We start from the raw sequence: 16,533 nt of genomic DNA on the forward strand, positions 1-16,533 counted from the left end.
TGTACCGCGCCGGCCGTGAAACGCCTGTGTCCGGACCGTGCAGGCCGGCTGCACGGCACGGATTACTGAAGTGCGGCGTGCACCGCCGCTGCCGGCATGTGGTCCAGCGCCAGCCACGCGTCTTCCACGATGGCACGCGCCTGCGTCCAACCCAGCCGCGATTGCCCGCGCATCTGCTCCCAGTGCTCTGCCAGCTCACCCTCGGTATCGTCGTCGCCCCCGCGTGGCCAGTCAGCGTGGTGCGTGGTCAGGGCAAAGGAATAGGCTGGGTAGAGGTCTTTCCAGCTGCGCCGACCCTGGCGGCGGCGGCGTTCGTAGTCATGCCGCATGTACTGCAGATAGTCCTGCGCGATGGCTTCCGGTTCTTCGGTCCGGGAACGGCGACCGTGCCGCGCGGATGGCGGCTGAAGACAGGCGTTGAACAGCGCGGGGGCGGCACGTCGGTCCAGGCGGGGCATGACACGTCTCCGGCGGAGGTGGGGGTTGGCAGGAATAGCCCCGGCGCCGTTATCCAGTCGTGACAGATCTGTCGAGAAAGCCGGTTCGCGCTTCACGTCGAGCACCCACCGCGCGTGCGTACAGTTCAGCCAAATCCCAGTTGAGGAGTAGTTTCCATGCCACGCGACCCCCTGCGCGACGCCACGGCCCCGGTTCCCGGTGAGCAGCGCGCCAAACATGACATCTGGGACGCCGAGGACCGTGGCGCCGGGATGTCACCGTCCCATTCCCCCGAGCATCTGCGCACCGGCGTCGACCCCGTGCACGGCTCCCGCGACCGCAAGGACCCGTCCGCCGCCCCGCACCCGGGCGGTGAAGAGCACGAGGACCATCGTGAGCAGCGCAAGGCGCACGAGAGCGACAACCAGGACGAGGCGTTGGAGGAGACGTTCCCCGCCAGTGATCCCACGTCGCCATTTGTGCCGGCGAAGATTCCCAAGTGAATGGGGGCAGTGCGCGGGCGATCATGCGCCGCGCTCGCCACGACCAACGGTCGTGACCTACCGGGTAGCGCACGACCGTTGGTCGTGCGCCCTCTGAATCACTGCCACGCCCACTGCACGCCCACGCTGTAGCGCCGGTCCGGACCAGGCTCGAAGAACCGCTGGTTGCCGTCGTTGACGATCACCGAGCCGATGTAGCGCTGGTCCAGCACGTTGTCCACCCGCGCGAAGACCCGCAGCGCGCCCTGCACGGTGGTCCACTTGCGGGCCGCTTCCAGGTTGAACAGGGCATATCCTGCGGCGTGGTCGGTGGCCAGGTCGTTCACCACCGTGTCGCTGGAGGCCACCACTTCTCCGGCCCACTGCCACGCGCCAGGCTGGTACTGCAGACGCCCGGACCACTGCTGCTCCGGCACGCCCGGCAGCCGGGAACCGGCCGCCACCACCGTGTTGGGGACGGCGCAGCCCGTGCCCGCGCACACCAGGTACGGCTCGCGCACCGTGGCTTCCACGTAGGTATAGGCCAGGCTGGCCTCCAGCGCTGCGGTGATCGGCATCTGCAGGCTGGCTTCCACGCCCTGCCGGCGGGTCCTGCCGATGTTGCGATAAGTGCTGCGCCCGTTGGTGTTGCTGGCCACGGCCAGCTCGTCATCGGTATCTGCGCGGAACACCGCCGCATCGAAGGCCGCGCCAGCGGCACCCCGCCACTTGCCGCCCAGCTCCAGGTTCCGGCTGCGCGCTGGAGACAGGTTCAGCGCCAACCCAGCCGCCCCATCCGACCGGTAGCCCAACTCGTTGAAGGTGGGCGTCTCGAACCCGCGCCCGGCCGAGGCATACACCCGCCACGCATCGCTGGCGTGGAAGACCACCCCAGCCACCGGCGTCGTGGCCGAGTAGTCGCGCGCGCCGCTGTCGTCCGGGTTGCGCGCGGTGATGTAGTGGTCGTTGGAACGGAAGCGCACCTCGCTGTGGCGCACCCCCAGCAGCAGCGACCAGCGCGGCGCCCACTGCCAGAACGCCTGCGCGAACTGGTCCACGTTGCGCACCCGGTCGCGCTGGTCGCGCCGCAGTGCGCCGCGCACCCCCAGCGTATCGCCGACGAAATTCTCGTAACCGCGCCGATCCTGCTGCTGTTGGTCGGCATTGGCGCCGATCACCACTTCCAGCGGCCGCCCCGCCCAGTCGCCCTGCCAGGCCCAGCGCAGGTCCAGCCCGCCGTAGCCGCCGTCAAGGTCGATCACCCCGCCGGCGTGCAGCGGGTTGGCTTGCGGCCCCGGCGGAATGGCCAGGAACTGCTCCACGCTGCGCTGCCCGGCATAGCCCATCGCGCGCCAGGTCTGGGCCCCCTCGGTGCGGGTGAACACCAGCCCGGCCTGCGCCTGGCGCACCGATTTGCGGGTGTTGTACTGCGTGGCCACCGCCGTGGCCTGGCGCGGGTCCTGCCGCACCTGATCGCGGGTGAGGCCCAGCGGGTCCTGCGCGTCGGGCGAATCGAAGAAATTCAGCACCAGGTCCAGCTGCCCGCCGCCCACCTCGGTGCCCAGCCGCGCGTTCACCGATTCGCGGCGCGCGGCGCTGTGCTCGCGCCAGCCATCAGTGCGGAAGTGGTTGGCTGCCACGTTGTAGCGCACCGGCCCCTGCTCGCCGCGCAGTTGCGCCCCGGCACTGAGCGTGCCGTCGCTGCCGCCGGCCACGCGCAGCCGCCAGGGATCGCCGGCCTGGCCATCGGCGCTCCACACCTGCACCACGCCGCCGGAGGAGTTGCCGTACAGCGCCGAGAACGGACCGCGCAGTACCTCCACGCGCTGGGCGGAAAGCAGGCTGGCGTGCGAGAGCTGCCCCTGCCCATCGGGCATCGTGGCCGGTACCCCGTCCACCAGCACCCGCACCCCGCGCACCCCGAACGTGGAACGTGCGCCGAAGCCGCGAATGGAAAGCTGGGTGTCCTGGGCCAGGTTCTGGCGGTCGCGGGCGACCACGCCGGGCACCCCGCTCAATGCGTCAGTGATCTGGGCCAGGTTGCCGTTGGATTCGTCATCCAGCCACACCGTGCTGAGCGAGGCGGGCAGATCCACATCGGCCACCTGCTGGCCCCGTGCGGCCTGCACCTGAACCGTGGGCAGCCGCTCGATAGGGGCAGGGGACGCCGGGGCGGCCTGGGCCTGGGCCAGGTGTGGCAGGGCGGTGGCCGATAGCAGCGCACAGCAGCGGGCCAGCGGGGTAAGACGGAACATGCGCAGAGGGGGTTCTCCGGAAAAAGGGCACCGCGCGACAGGGTACGGTGTCGTTCGTGACGGCAGCTGCCGCGCCCACGCCAAGGCTTTGTTACGATGGCCTGGTTTCGGCTGATTCTGCCGCAAACCTGATCGCGCCAACCTCCCCCATCCGTCATCCGAATGAGTACCGCCGTGTCCTTCTTTGCAAATGTGGAACTGGTCCCGGGCGACCCGATCCTGGGCCTGACCGAGGCGTACAACGCCGACAGCCGCCCCACCAAGGTCAATCTGGGCGTGGGCATCTATTACGACGAAAGCGGCCGCATTCCGCTGCTTCGCGCCGTAAAGCAGATCGAGCAGCAGCTGGCTGCCGAAGCCAAACCGCGCGGCTACCTGCCGATCGACGGCCTGCCTGCCTACACCCAGGCCACCCGCGAACTGGTCTTCGGCAAAGAGTCGCCGCTGCTGGCCGCCGGCCGCGTGGCCACCTCGCAGACCATCGGTGGCAGCGGTGCCCTGCGCGTGGGCGCGGACCTGCTGCACCGCCTGCTGCCGCACGCCACCATCGCCATCAGCAACCCCAGCTGGGAAAACCACCGCGCGGTGTTCGGCGCGGCCGGCTTCGAAGTGGTCGAATACGCCTACTTCGACCCGGCCACCCACGGCGTGGATTTCGCCGGCATGCTGGCTGACCTGGACAAGCTGCAGCCGGGCACCGTGGTGCTGCTGCACGCCTGCTGCCATAACCCCACCGGCGCCGACCTCACCGTGGCCCAGTGGAAGCAGGTGGCCGAGCTGCTGAAGGAACGCCAGCTGTTCCCGTTCATCGACATGGCCTACCAGGGCTTCGACAAGGGCATCGACGAAGATGGCGCCGCCGTGCGCATCATCGCCGAGGCCGGCATCGACAGCTTCGTGGTCGCCAACTCGTACTCCAAGTCGTTCTCGCTGTATGGCGAGCGCGTGGGCGCGTTGTCGGTGGTGGCCCCGGATGCGAACGCCGCCAAGGCCGTGCAGTCGCAGGTCAAGCGCATCATCCGCACCATCTACTCCAGCCCCTCCACCCACGGCGCGGCCCTGGTGGCCGGCGTGCTGACCAGCCCCGAGCTGCGCCAGCTGTGGGAGCAGGAGCTGACCGAGATGCGCGAGCGCATCCACGCCCTGCGCCACGGCCTGGTCGACAAGCTGGTGGCCGCCGGTGCACCGGAGTTCGCCTTCATCAACGACCAGGCCGGCATGTTCTCGTACTCGGGCCTGAGCCGTGCGCAGGTGGACCGCCTGCGCGACGAGTACGGCATCTACGCCGTCGGCACCGGCCGCATCTGCGTGGCCGCGCTGAACCAGGGCAACCTGGAATACGTGGCCAAGGCGGTGTCGACCGTCGCCAAGGGCTGAGCGGCTGCAACGATGAAATGAAGGACGGCCGCCACGTGCGGCCGTTTTTCTTTTCGTGCCTGCATGCTGAAACCGGTTACGTGTCCCGGTTGCCTCGTAATGCCCTGCCGAACGGGCCACAATACGGCCCCCGAAATGTCTTTGGCAGCCATTCCATGTCCCGTACGTCGCTTACCCGGTACCTGATTGAAGAGCAGCACGCAGGCCGCATCAACGCCGACCTGCGCCAGCTCATCGCAGTGGTTGGCCGCGCCTGCACCAACATCTCCATCGCGGTCAGCAAGGGCGCGCTGGGCGGCGTGCTCGGCGACGCCGGCACCGGCAACGTCCAGGGCGAGGCGCAGAAGAAGCTCGACGTGATCAGCAACGAGATCCTGCTCGAAGCCAATGCCTGGGGCGGCCACCTCGCCGCCTGCGCCTCCGAGGAAATGGACCACTGCCAGCCCGTGCCGGACACCTACCCGCGCGGCGACTTCCTGCTGCTGTTCGATCCCCTCGATGGCAGCTCCAACATCGACGTGAACGTCTCGGTCGGCACCATCTTCTCGGTGCTGCGCAGCCCGGCGGGCACCGAACAGCCCACCGACGAGAGCTTCCTGCAGCCGGGCACCGCCCAGATTGCGGCCGGCTACTGCATCTACGGCCCCAGCACGCAGATGGTGCTCACCACCGGCCACGGCACCCACTCCTTCACCCTGGACCGTGAAACCGGCGAGTTCGTGCTCACCCAGCGCGGTATGACGATTCCCGAAGACACCCAGGAATTTGCCATCAACATGTCCAACCAGCGCCATTGGGAAGCCCCGATGCAGGGCTACGTGCAGGACCTGCTGGCCGGCAAGGAAGGCGCGCGCGGCAAGAACTTCAACATGCGCTGGATCGCCAGCATGGTGGCCGACGTGCACCGCATCCTGACCCGCGGCGGCATCTTCATCTACCCCTGGGACAAGAAGGACCCCAGCAAGGCCGGCAAGCTGCGCCTGATGTACGAAGCCAACCCCATGGGCCTGCTGGTGGAACAGGCCGGCGGCGCCGCCACCACCGGCCGCGAGCGCATCCTGGACATCCAGCCCGACCACCTGCACCAGCGCGTGCCGGTATTCCTCGGCTCGCGCAACGAAGTGGCTGAAGCCACCCGTTACCACCGCCAGCACGACGCCCAGGGCTGACGGTCACATCACCCCGTTGCATATGGCAACGGGGTGACACCTGCACCAACACAGGTCAACATCGGGCTAAACCGCCCACGGATGACCCCATGCAGGCCGAAACCCCGCTCGACTTCATTGAAGTAATCCACAACGCCATCCCGGTTGAGACCTGTTCCGCAATTCAGGCGCAAATGCGCGCCAGCGCCCAGCTCCAACCCGGCGAAGTAGGCAGCGGCGTGTTCCCGGAACTCAAGCACAGCAAGGATCTGCGCATAAGTGGGCGCCCGGAGTGGCGCCAAGTCGAAATACAGCTGCAACAGGCAGTATTCAGCGGCGTTTTGAGTTATCTACGCCGTTATCCACAGGCGCTGATCTCGCCGCTCATGTTGCAGGTCCAAGACAACGATGGCACCGCGCGCCGCCTGAAAGCCGAAGATTTTCCCGGCATGGACGACAACGCGCTGTCCGGACTGGCCCGTACGTGCCTGCGTCCGGGCGCCATCAACCTGCAGTGGTATGCGGCAGGCGAGGGCGGTTACCCCTATTGGCACTGCGAGTTGTACCCGCGCGACCCGGGCGGGGAAACCCTGCACCGGCACCTGCTGTGGACCCTGTACCTCAACGACGAGTTCGAGGCCGGGGAGACCGAGTTCCTGTTCCAGGACCGGAAGGTGGCGCCGCGTACCGGGAGCCTGTTGATCGCGCCGACGGCCTTCACCCACACCCACCGGGGCAACCGCCCGCAGGGGGGGGACAAGTTCATTGCGACAAGCTGGATCCTGTTCCAGAGCGCGGAGAAGCTTTACGGGGGTGGGTGAGGCAAGGGCAGCCGACCTGGCACTTAACCTCCTGCGCCACTTCAGAGATGAATTCTCCTAGATTTGAGAGGAGTATCAATGCAGGAGAATTGACATGTTCCGATGGCCGCTGGCATGTACGGCTTTCGCAGCACTGCTGAATTGTGTGGGTTGCTCGGTGCAGGGAATCGACGCCGAACGAAGAGCTGGGTCTGAAACTGTCGCACTTGCCGAGCACAGCAACCCGGATTCGTTGGAGAGTCAGCACCGCATATCTGCTGATGGGTCCATTCTGCGACCATCGTCAGGTCCAGGTCTGGAATCGGAGGCGCTGGTGGACTTGCCCTACCTTCCAACCGAGTCAGCATTGGTCGAGAAGGACGGCATTTCGGCCAACCTGGCTGACGAAATTGTTGAGTCACAGGGTGCCTTCTCCGAGGCGCTTATTAAAATGGCCAGAGACGAAATTAAGAGCATGGAGGCTCAGGACCTGGCCAAGCACTACCGCGGTGCGATTGAGCGTGCTGTAGGAAAGAACGGTGCGGTGGAGAATCTCTCGTGCGGCCTCAGCGTTTGCGTAGGATCTGTACGTGCGGCATCCATAGCGGACCACGACGCTTGGCTGAGCCGCCTGCAAGAGGATCCTGGCGCCGACACCTTTGGCTTCATCGAGGCGATCGAGCGTACTGGTGATCAGTTCCAGAGCCGGTTCGTGTTCTCGACGGATCCCGCACTCAAGGCGATCGTGGTTCACTGACCTCGACTCCCGCGGCACCATCATCCGCGACGCGCTGACACACGGGCGTACCAGTTGACTGAGGTAGCCTCGTCCGTCAAATCTGCGTCTGAGTTGGTTGCGACAAGCTGGATCCTGTTCCAGAGGGCAGAGAAGCCGTACGCGGATGGGGGATATCTGTGGGCTGGTTCACACGGAAACACCATTCGAAATGCTGCAACGGGCTGCACACGTCAATCAGTAGGCTGTGCCTACTGAAATCGAAAATTCAACAGAAACAATCGTTTTGTGTTCCGCAGCCGACGTCTGCATGGTGGGTGCCGGAGCTCAAAAACTCCGCATAACCGAGAATAGTGGATGCCCCATGTCGGGAGGGTGGTTAATACAAGACCCTTCACGGGGGAATACGCCCGCCGTCTGGTTATGCACGGTTTTTGACCTCCCGACGCCCTCGCCTTAACCGGCGAGGGCCATTCCCCGTTGGAGGCACATCATGAAGAGCGACCCGGCCCAGCCGACTGAAGACCAACGCGTCCCGCGCGAGCGGTGGATGCAGTACGGCCAGATCAACAACGTACGTGCCGTGCCGCAGATCTCCGAGCGGGACCGCGACCACTTTGGCCCCGTCCCCTTTGTCATGCTGCGCGGCACCTGGCTGCGCAGGTTCGGCTTTGAAGCGGGTGTCCATATCAGGATCGAAGTAGTCCATGGCCAGATCACCGTCAGACCGCTGTGGAACGACGACCAGTTAAAAGGTCAGTCCGCGGCGGCAGACAAGCCCATTACGTGGCGCGCGCAAGTAAAGGACCGCTGAGGACCGAGGCTGGGCGGGCCCCAACGCAGCGCCATGTAGTGGCACCGCATCCGCCCATGTGCTTCCATTGCCAGGCACACATATCCGCGAGGAGTCCGCCATGCCCCTGGCCCGCATTGACCTCCGCAAAGGCAAGACCGCCGCCTACCGGCAGCAGGTTGGCCAGGTGGTGTACGACGCCATGCTCAGCATCGGGGTGCCCAAGGATGATCGCTTCCAGATCATCCAGGAGCACGAATCGGATGGCCTCATCTACGACCCCGGCTACCTGGGCATTGCGCGCACCGATGACTTCATCTGCATCCAGGTCACCTGGAACGAGGGCCGCACCCTGGAGCAGAAGAAAGCCTTCTACAGCGCCGTCGCCCATGGCCTTCACGAAGCAGTTGGCGTCCGCCTTGAGGATGTCTTCATCAACCTGGTGGAGGTGAAGCGCGAGAACTGGTCGTTCGGGAATGGACTGGCGCAGTACGCGATGTGAGCCCCCCGGGAAGAGTGTGAGTGCGTACGTGGCCGGGTCTCTTACGATTGGCCTCACTCGATTCGGCGAATACTCGCCGTCTTCTTTCCGGTTGAACGCTGACGCAAGGCTGTCCGATAGATCGTTATCGCCATCAATGCCCCGAAAGCCGCAACCCCAAAGCCGATGACATCTTCCGCTCCAAAGCTCTCGCCGTGAACCAGTTTCGCCGCGACCATAAGAGAATAATTCAGCGGCATGATGGACATGACTACGACTGCTGCCCAGCAGATGTACTTCATGATTCCGCTCCTACTTGAATCTTCATCATGTGCGCCAGATGGTTGGATTGCCAACATTGTTGCTCAACGAGATCTTAGGTAGGGTTCGGCCAGACCGAAAGAGGATCACCCATGCTGAAGGAAGTCGGCGGCGTCCCCATCCAACCCAGGCACCGCGCCACGTGCCACTGCGGCGCCGTGGAGCTGGAGCTTGATCTTCCCAACGGCATCGAGAGCCCACGCCGGTGTGACTGCTCGATCTGCCGGCGCAAAGGCGCGGTAGTGGCTTCGGTGCCTCTCTCAGGGCTTCGCGTGGTGAAGGGTGCAGAGCACCTCAAGCGCTACGAGTTCAACACCCACACGGCCAAGCACTACTTCTGCGGCATCTGTGGCATTTATACCCATCACCAACGCCGCTCGAACCCTCATCAGTACGGGTTCAACGTCGGGTGCCTGGAGGGCATCAATCCTTTCGCCATACCCAACGTTCCCGTGGAGGATGGAGTTCACCATCCGGCCGACAGTACAAGCTGACGGGTGGTGGGGCAGGCCGGCCCGCAACCTGCCTCCGTGATAATGTGATGGGTTGCACCCACCCGCCTGCCAACCCATGCCCACCACGCCCAAACCCCGCGTTGCCACCCAGGCCGGAACCGGCTTCCGCACGCTTTGGCCGCTGCTGGCGGTCATGTTGTTCTTCCTCGGCAGCGGGTTCCTGGCCGGCAAGAACATCCGCACCATCCGCGAGGGCAACGCCCTGGTCATCCGCTCCCAGGAGACGATGACTGCCTTGGGCGATGTGCTTTCTGCGGTGCAGGACGCCGAAACCGGCCAGCGCGGCTATCTGCTGACGGGCGATGACAGCTACCTGGAGCCGTATCGCACGGCCCTGGGTGTGGCCAGCACCCGGCTGGCGACAGTGGAGAAGTCCCTGGCCGATGACCCGGCCCAGGTGGACCGGCTGAAGCTGCTGGCACGGCGGGTCCAGGACAAGCTGGACGAACTGCATGAAACCATCGAGGTGCGACGCACCCAAGGGCTGGAGCCCACCTTGGCAGTGGTCGGCTCCAACCGTGGCAAGGCGGCAATGGATGACATCCGGGCGCGCCTGGCCGCCATGGGCGCCATCGAGCTGGACAAGCGCGCCAAGCGTCTGGAAGAAATGGAATCGGCCTACAACACGGCGCTGAGCTCCGGCACGGCCAGTGCGGTGCTGGGCATCGTGCTGACGATCTTCATCGCCATCCTGCTGCGCCGCCACACCCGCGCCCGCGAGCGCGATGCGTGGCTGCAGCGGGGCCGACTGGAGCTCACCACGGCCACCGGCGGCGACCTGGACAGCGCTTCGCTGGCGCGGGCCAGCCTGGGCTTCCTGGCCGGCTTCACCGGCGCACAGGCCGGCATGCTGTTCGTGCCGGAGGACAACGGCTTCCGGCAGATCGGTGCGGTGGGCACCGCCTCCGCCCCGGATGGCACCGACCAGCGGCGCGACAGCGGCAGCCTGCTCGGCCGCGCAGTGGACGAGAAGCGCGTGCTGGTGGTGTCGGACGTACCACCGGGCTACTTCACGGTCGGCTCCGGGCTGGGACAGGCGCAGCCGCGCCACCTCGTCATCGCTCCCAGCATCCACGAAGGTGAGGTGAGCGGGGTGATCGAGCTGGGCTTCTTCAGCGCGGTGCCGGCCGATGTGGTGGAACTGCTCCAGCTGGCCTCCGGCGACATGGCGGTGGCGCTGAGGTCGGCGGCGTACCGGGCCAGGCTCTCCGAGCTGCTGGCGCAGACCCAGCGGCAGACCGAAGCGCTGCAGGTGCAGAGCGAGGAACTGCGCGTCTCCAACGAGGAACTGGAGGAGCAGAGCCGGGCGCTGCGTGGCTCGCAGCACGAGCTGGAAGAGCAGCAGGCCGAGCTGGAGCAGACCAACAACCAGCTTTTCGACCAGTCGCAGCAGCTTGAAGAAGAGCGCGACAAGCTGGCGCGTGCCAACGCGGCCATCGTTGCCGAATCGCACAAGGTGCAGCGCGCGAGCCAGTACAAGTCCGAGTTCCTGGCCAACATGTCGCACGAGCTGCGCACGCCGCTCAACTCGGCGCTCATCCTTTCCAAGCTGCTGGGCGACAACCGCGACGGCAACCTGAGCGCGGAGCAGGTGAAGTTCGCGCGGACCATCCATTCTTCCGGTACCGACCTGCTCAACCTCATCAACGAGATTCTGGACCTGTCCAAGATCGAGGCAGGGCACATCGAGGTGCACGCCGAGCGCTTTGGCGTTGAGAAGCTGCTGACCGATGTCTCCGCGCTGCTGGGCCCGGTGGCCAGCGAGAAGGGCCTGACGCTGGATGTCTCGATGACCGCCGACTGCCCGGTGGTGATCGAATCCGATCGCCAACGCGTCGAGCAGATACTCAAGAACCTGCTTTCGAACGCACTGAAGTTCACCGAGGTAGGCGGCGTGACAGTGTCGGTGTCGTCGGCCGGCAACGGCAAGGTGGCGTTCGCGGTGACCGACAGCGGCATCGGCATTGCGCCCGAGCAGCAGGCGCGCATTTTCGATGCCTTCCAGCAAGCCGATGGTTCGATCAGCCGCCGCTATGGCGGCACCGGCCTGGGGCTGTCCATTTCCCAGGAGCTTGCACGCCTGCTTGGCGGCGACATCACCGTGGAAAGCGAGCCCGGCAAGGGCAGTTGTTTCCGGCTGGTGGTGGCAGCACGGCTGGCCAACGGGGGCCAGGTCGCAGCTCCCGCAGCAATCCCCGCGGCAGCATCCGTGCCCGCCCGCGCCGCATCCGCGCCCGCTGAGCCGGCCCTGGCACAGCGCCCGCGCCCGGCATCGCCTTCCGCACGCCAGGCAGGCGTCGCCGGTGCGGCGGCGGGCAGCGGTGACCGCGGCCTGATCCTGATCATCGAGGATGACATTGCCTTCGGCGAGATCGTCAGCGACCTGGCACGCGAGATGGGCTTCCGTGCCCGGGTCGCGCAGACTGCGGGCGAGGCGCTGGCCGCCGCACGCGCCGAGCTTCCGCACGCCATCGTGCTGGACGTTGGCCTGCCTGATCAGTCGGGCCTGTCGGTGCTGGACATCCTCAAGCACGACATCCGTACGCGGCACATTCCGATCCACGTGGTTTCGGCGACGGACCATTCGCGCAAGGCCCTGGCACTGGGCGCGGTGGGGTATCTGGGCAAGCCGGCCACCCGCGATGAGCTGGCCGGTGTGCTGCTCTCGCTGGAGCGCCGGCTGTCGCTGCGTCCGCGCCTGGTGCTGGTGGTGGAAGATGACGATGTGCAGCTGGACGCGGTGCGCCAGCTGCTGGCGCTGGCCGACGTGGAAACCATCGGCGCGCGCACGGCCTCGGAGTGCCTGCAGGCACTGGCCCAGAACACATTCGACTGCATGGTGCTGGACCTGAGCCTGCCTGATGCCTCCGGCTTCGAGCTGCTGGAGCTGCTCAGCGAGCAGAGCCCGCATGCGCTGCCGCCGATCATCGTCTACACCGGCCGGGTGTTGTCGCCCGCCGAAGAGGTGCGGCTGGGAAGGTACTCGAGTTCGATCATCATCAAGGGCGCGCGCTCACCCGAGCGCCTGCTCGATGAAGTGACGCTGTTCCTGCACAAGGTAGTGAGCGATCTGCCGGAATCGCAGCAGGGCATGATCCGTTCGGCGCAGCACCGCGACACGGCACTGGAAGGCCGCCGCGTGCTGGTCGTCGAGGATGACGTGCGCAACATCTACGCGCTGATGAATGTGCTGGAGCCGCACGGCTGCAAGGTCACGATCGCGCGCAACGGCCAGGAAGCCATCGATGCGCTGGCCACCGCAGTAGAAGGGCCGTCGCCCATTGAACTGGTGCTGATGGACATCATGATGCCGGTAAAGGATGGCCTGACCGCCACCCGTGAAATCCGCCAGGACGGCCGCTTCGGCAAGCTGCCGATCATCGCCCTCACCGCGAAGGCGATGCCGGATGACCAGCAGCAGTGCATCCAGGCCGGTGCAAACGATTACGTGGCCAAGCCACTGGACGTGGACAAGCTGGTGTCGCTGATCCGGGTGTGGCTGATGGCGTGAGCCCGCTGCACTTCCAACCGAAGCCGCGCCTGCTCCCGCTGCACCCATAGCTCGGCGCCGGCTTTGCCGTTGGCAAAGGCGGTGCAGCGGCGATGCCGCCGGCCTTCGGGCTCGCGATGCGCATCAAGCATGGCCACCCATTCCCTGCCACGCTCGGGTTGATAGATGTGGACCACCCACGTGTCGCCATGGGCGATCACCGTTTCGTCGTAAGCGGTGGCGGCGGGTTTTATCCATCGGAAGTCGGGCGGGAGCATGGGCGAGAGCATTACCGTTCCGCCTCTCAAACACTGCGACGTGATCGCGGCACTTCACCCGGACTACTTCCTCACCGTGCATTGCACCCGAAGGAAGCCTGTCGCAGTCAGAGCTTGCCAGCTGCCTTGTAACACCTGACACCCTGTTCGATCAGCTTCTGTAGCTCCTGCAGCAGGGCGGGATCCAGGACGTCAAAATTGAAACAGGATTTCCCCTGCATGTGCTTCTTCAGAGCAGGGCTGAGGCCCGCCAGCAGCTCGGGAAAGTCGTAGACCGGCATGAAGTGGAGGGCATGCCTATTGGCAGAGACTTTCACCGCTCCGAAGAACTGCGGCTTGCCCTTGCTGTCAGCGACGTTGCAGTTGGCGTAGAAGTGGGTGTCGGTATCGTGCACGACCGCCAGCGCATCCTTGTGGGCCAGCAGTAGATCGCGCAATGGGATGAACAACGCCGAGGGCGTCGCCGATTCCGAATTTTGCGCCTGGGAGGTGGGTCTGCCTGGAGTCTTCATGGGTAGCTCCGGAAGTTCTCGCCACCATACCGCCGGCGCGGGCACAACGGGTAGTGGCTACCTGGGCCCACCGTTTGAGGGTGACCGGGGACGGGGCTATGCTGGCCCGGCTATCACGATGGGAGCTGCGGGTGCGAAGTGGATTGATTCGGTGTGTCGTTCTGGCGCTCGCGTGCATCTCGGGTATCGCCCATGCGGCCGAACCGTATCGGCGCATCGCGCTGACCATCGACGATCTCCCGTGGCAGCGGCTGGGCGAACGTGCTGAGCCGGATCTCGCCGCCCAACACGCCAGGTTGCTTGGCGCCCTGAAGCAGGCCAACGTCCCGGTGGTGGGCTTCGTCAACGAAGCCAAGCTTGAGGTCGGCGGCCAGGTGCAACCCACGCGCGTGCAGATGCTGCGCGACTGGCGTGATGCCGGGTTCGAGCTGGGCAACCACACCTTCGGGCATGTCGACCTGCATGCGATCCCACTGGACGCCTACGAGCAGGACATCCTTCACGGTGAAGCCACCCTGCGCCCGCTGCTGGCCGAAACCGGGCAGGTGCCGCGCTGGTTCCGCCACCCGTACCTGCATGCAGGGCAGTCGCCTGAGGTGCGCGCTGAACTTGGCGCGTTCCTGAAACAGCACGGCTATGAGATCGCCCCGGTCACGATCGATAACAGCGAATGGATCTGGGCCTTTGCGTACGACCACGTGCGCGATAACGAGACCGATCCCGCCAAACGGGACGCGCTGATGCAGCAGCTGCGCCGTGGCTACGTGCCGTACATGCTCAACAAGCTCGACTACTACGAGCAACGGTCGGAGGAACTACTCGGGCGGCTGCCGGCACAGGTCTGGCTGATGCATGCCAACGCGCTCAATGCCGATACTCTGGGCGAGCTGGTGGCCGCCACCCGTCGGCGCGGCTACCGCTTCATCTCGCTGGAAGTAGCGCTGCAGGATCCTGCCTACCAGCGCGCCGACGGTTACAACGGCGGCAGTGGCATGAGCTGGATCCAGCGCTGGGCGATGGCCGAGAAGGTGCCGAAGGCGTTCTACGCGGGCGAACCCGCGGTGCCTGGCTGGGTGATGACGCTAGCCGGGCGCGATGGGGAGTAGTTGAGCCCGACAGATCGATCAGTTTTCCTGATAATCGCTTTCATCGTACGTGCCCGCAACCGTGCAGGTCAGCTGCGGCGCTCCGCCGTCGCTCAGCATGAGCTCACCCATCGTGGTCGTGCGCCCACCCGCTGTGCTGAGTTTTGCAGCCTTTCGCACCGCCGCCGCGTTGGTACCGAGCGTCGCGGTGTAGCTCTCGCCCAGTTCGCCGTCCGGGTCGATGAAGATGGACACTTCCTGCACCGGAAGACCGAACACCGTGAAAGGCATCGGTGGCTTGATGGCCTCAATGCCGCCGGATTCGTCACGGGGCAGGGCTTTCCAGGCGGCGGCGGTCGTATCGGGCTTGGCGCGGCATTCAACAGCTGCTTGGATCGCGGGTGCTACGGCCTGCCATTGCGTAGCGTCGATCGCCTGCGCTGCCGGGGCGGACAAGGCGCCAACAAGCAGCGTGATGAGGATCTTGGTGGTTGCGCCGCGCTGATGCGGCTTCCCTTGGGTAGTGGTCATGAGGCATTCCATTTGCGCTGTGGGGTTCTACTTCCAGAGCAAGTTTACTGCGCAACGCATCAGGCCGCCCAATGGCGGCCTGATGGTCTACAAGGTTACGATGCTCAGAAGAAGATCGCGTAGAGAATCAACAGCGGGATCGGCACGCCGAGTGCCCAGAGCAGCAGGGTCTTCATGGGAAGTCTCCTTGTTCGATTGGGAAGTTACGGGTCGCGGCGACGGCCGCCCCACGTGGCGCTGAGGCTGGCGAAGAAGGCACCGATCAGCAGCGTGATGAACAGCCACAGCGCCGCGTACGCCGTGGCCTTGCGCGCATCGTCGGCTACTTCCTTGGCCTTGTTCTTTGCGTCTTCCAGCGCCGCGCGCATGCGGGTCTGGGTCTCGGTGACACGCGCTTCTGCTTCCGCCTGGCTCATGCCGGTCTCGCGGGAGATCACCTGGGCCAGGTACTGCTTGTCTGCCGGGTTCAGGCCTTCGGACTGCAGGCTGGTGACGATGATGCGGTTCACCTCGGCACGTACTTCACGGCGGTCGCCGCTTGGGCGCGGGCCCTGCGGCGGCAGCGGGCGCGGCGGCACACCGTTGGCAGGGCCAACGCCCGGAACCATCGCCGACGGATCGACCGGCGCGGCAGGATCGGCCGGCGCCTGGCCGGGCATGGGTGCCGGCATGCTTCCACTGCGGAACAGCGAATCGACCCAGTAGTTCAGGTCGCCCTGGTCCGAACCTGCGACAGCGGTGCCGGCGCCTGCGGCGGCCACACCGGCGGTGGATGCTGCAGCACCTGCAGTTGCGCCGACCGCTTTGACGCCGGTGCCGAGCACGCCGCCAATGGCCGAGGTCAGCAGGCCGGCGGTGAGCAGAGTGGCGACGGCCCAGGACACGAAGCCGTGGGCGGTATCGCGGAAGTAGGTTTCATCGCCGTGCAGGCGGGTCCACTTGGTGCGCAGGCGGCCGGCCAGGTAGCCGCCGAGCCCGGAGGCGGCCAGCGCGGTAAAGGTCAGCCAGGCGATGCTGCCCCAGCCGAAAGTTTCCTTGGAGACGCCATCAAACGCCCACGGCGATACCGAGGACAGGCCGAGGCCAACGCCGAGGATCAGCAGGACCAGCGACAGCGCGGCGGCGGCGATGGCACCAGCAAGGATCGCGCCCCAGGACACCGCGCTTTCGGGTGCAGGTTCGATGACGGATGTTTCACTCACGACGGCGATGTCGGGCCCGAGGGCGCCTCGATCGGGGTAATCAACTCGGGTGTTCATGGATATCGCGCTCTTTTGGAATGCTGCAGCTG

At 65.7% G+C, this 16,533-nt stretch carries 17 protein-coding genes; 10 read left to right on the plus strand and 7 right to left on the minus strand.

All coding sequences use genetic code 11. From position 1 onward, the window contains the following. Window positions 1–62: 62 nt before the first annotated feature. Window positions 63–458: a hypothetical protein gene (locus ACTJI4_RS16135; RefSeq protein WP_392923117.1), complete on the minus strand. Its 396-nt coding sequence runs from the start codon at window positions 456–458 to the stop codon at window positions 63–65. A gap of 156 nt (window positions 459–614) precedes the next feature. Here ACTJI4_RS16135 and ACTJI4_RS16140 point away from each other — a divergent pair, with 156 nt between their 5' ends. Next, window positions 615–941, plus strand: a complete 327-nt coding sequence (locus ACTJI4_RS16140) for a hypothetical protein (RefSeq protein ID WP_440869930.1) — start codon at window positions 615–617, stop codon at window positions 939–941. Between the two features lie 98 nt (window positions 942–1,039). Here ACTJI4_RS16140 and ACTJI4_RS16145 read toward each other — a convergent pair whose 3' ends face one another. Further along, window positions 1,040–3,175 (minus strand): TonB-dependent receptor family protein, encoded by a 2,136-nt coding sequence (locus tag ACTJI4_RS16145; protein WP_440869931.1) that lies wholly within the window; start codon window positions 3,173–3,175, stop codon window positions 1,040–1,042. Between the two features lie 174 nt (window positions 3,176–3,349). Between ACTJI4_RS16145 and ACTJI4_RS16150 the strand changes: the two genes are divergently transcribed. The 6 genes from ACTJI4_RS16150 (at window position 3,350) to ACTJI4_RS16175 (ending at window position 8,531) form a co-directional block, all read left to right on the plus strand. Beyond that, window positions 3,350–4,552: an amino acid aminotransferase gene (locus ACTJI4_RS16150; RefSeq protein WP_440869932.1), complete on the plus strand. Its 1,203-nt coding sequence runs from the start codon at window positions 3,350–3,352 to the stop codon at window positions 4,550–4,552. A gap of 155 nt (window positions 4,553–4,707) precedes the next feature. Then, entirely contained in the window at window positions 4,708–5,721 is a 1,014-nt protein-coding gene (locus ACTJI4_RS16155; RefSeq protein ID WP_440869933.1) for a class 1 fructose-bisphosphatase, read from the plus strand. Between the two features lie 89 nt (window positions 5,722–5,810). After that, the gene (locus tag ACTJI4_RS16160; RefSeq protein WP_440869934.1) at window positions 5,811–6,521 is read left to right on the plus strand and encodes a 2OG-Fe(II) oxygenase; all 711 of its coding nucleotides are present in this window, start codon (window positions 5,811–5,813) and stop codon (window positions 6,519–6,521) included. 94 nt (window positions 6,522–6,615) lie between these two features. Next, complete coding sequence (locus tag ACTJI4_RS16165; RefSeq protein WP_440869935.1) at window positions 6,616–7,257, plus strand: hypothetical protein; 642 nt, start codon at window positions 6,616–6,618, stop codon at window positions 7,255–7,257. A gap of 472 nt (window positions 7,258–7,729) precedes the next feature. Continuing rightward, complete coding sequence (locus ACTJI4_RS16170; RefSeq protein ID WP_440869936.1) at window positions 7,730–8,050, plus strand: SymE family type I addiction module toxin; 321 nt, start codon at window positions 7,730–7,732, stop codon at window positions 8,048–8,050. Window positions 8,051–8,150: 100 nt separating this feature from the next. Further along, entirely contained in the window at window positions 8,151–8,531 is a 381-nt protein-coding gene (locus ACTJI4_RS16175; RefSeq protein ID WP_392923094.1) for a tautomerase family protein, read from the plus strand. Window positions 8,532–8,584: 53 nt separating this feature from the next. Here the strand turns inward: ACTJI4_RS16175 and ACTJI4_RS16180 are convergent, their stop codons facing one another. Next, window positions 8,585–8,812 (minus strand): hypothetical protein, encoded by a 228-nt coding sequence (locus ACTJI4_RS16180; RefSeq protein WP_440869937.1) that lies wholly within the window; start codon window positions 8,810–8,812, stop codon window positions 8,585–8,587. 111 nt (window positions 8,813–8,923) lie between these two features. Here ACTJI4_RS16180 and ACTJI4_RS16185 point away from each other — a divergent pair, with 111 nt between their 5' ends. Beyond that, on the plus strand, window positions 8,924–9,325 hold the full coding sequence (locus ACTJI4_RS16185; RefSeq protein WP_392923087.1) for a GFA family protein: 402 nt from the start codon (window positions 8,924–8,926) through the stop codon (window positions 9,323–9,325). 76 nt (window positions 9,326–9,401) lie between these two features. Then, the gene (locus ACTJI4_RS16190) at window positions 9,402–12,857 is read left to right on the plus strand and encodes a response regulator (RefSeq protein WP_440869938.1); all 3,456 of its coding nucleotides are present in this window, start codon (window positions 9,402–9,404) and stop codon (window positions 12,855–12,857) included. On the opposite strand, the gene ACTJI4_RS16195 is transcribed toward ACTJI4_RS16190, so the two are convergent. Then, a complete protein-coding gene (locus ACTJI4_RS16195; RefSeq protein ID WP_440869939.1) occupies window positions 12,791–13,126 on the minus strand; it encodes a hypothetical protein in 336 nt (111 codons plus the stop codon). The genes ACTJI4_RS16190 and ACTJI4_RS16195 overlap by 67 nt on opposite strands. A 95-nt stretch (window positions 13,127–13,221) precedes the next feature. Continuing rightward, entirely contained in the window at window positions 13,222–13,626 is a 405-nt protein-coding gene (locus ACTJI4_RS16200; RefSeq protein ID WP_440869940.1) for a hypothetical protein, read from the minus strand. A 98-nt stretch (window positions 13,627–13,724) separates the two neighbouring features. Between ACTJI4_RS16200 and ACTJI4_RS16205 the strand changes: the two genes are divergently transcribed. Continuing rightward, a complete protein-coding gene (locus ACTJI4_RS16205) occupies window positions 13,725–14,732 on the plus strand; it encodes a polysaccharide deacetylase family protein (protein WP_440869941.1) in 1,008 nt (335 codons plus the stop codon). An 18-nt stretch (window positions 14,733–14,750) separates the two neighbouring features. On the opposite strand, the gene ACTJI4_RS16210 is transcribed toward ACTJI4_RS16205, so the two are convergent. Continuing rightward, entirely contained in the window at window positions 14,751–15,242 is a 492-nt protein-coding gene (locus ACTJI4_RS16210; RefSeq protein WP_440869942.1) for a hypothetical protein, read from the minus strand. Window positions 15,243–15,445: 203 nt separating this feature from the next. Then, complete coding sequence (locus ACTJI4_RS16215; protein ID WP_440869943.1) at window positions 15,446–16,501, minus strand: hypothetical protein; 1,056 nt, start codon at window positions 16,499–16,501, stop codon at window positions 15,446–15,448. Window positions 16,502–16,533: the final 32 nt, after the last annotated feature.

Source organism: Stenotrophomonas sp. 22385, assembly GCF_052045085.1.
Classification (GTDB): Bacteria; Pseudomonadota; Gammaproteobacteria; order Xanthomonadales; family Xanthomonadaceae; genus Stenotrophomonas.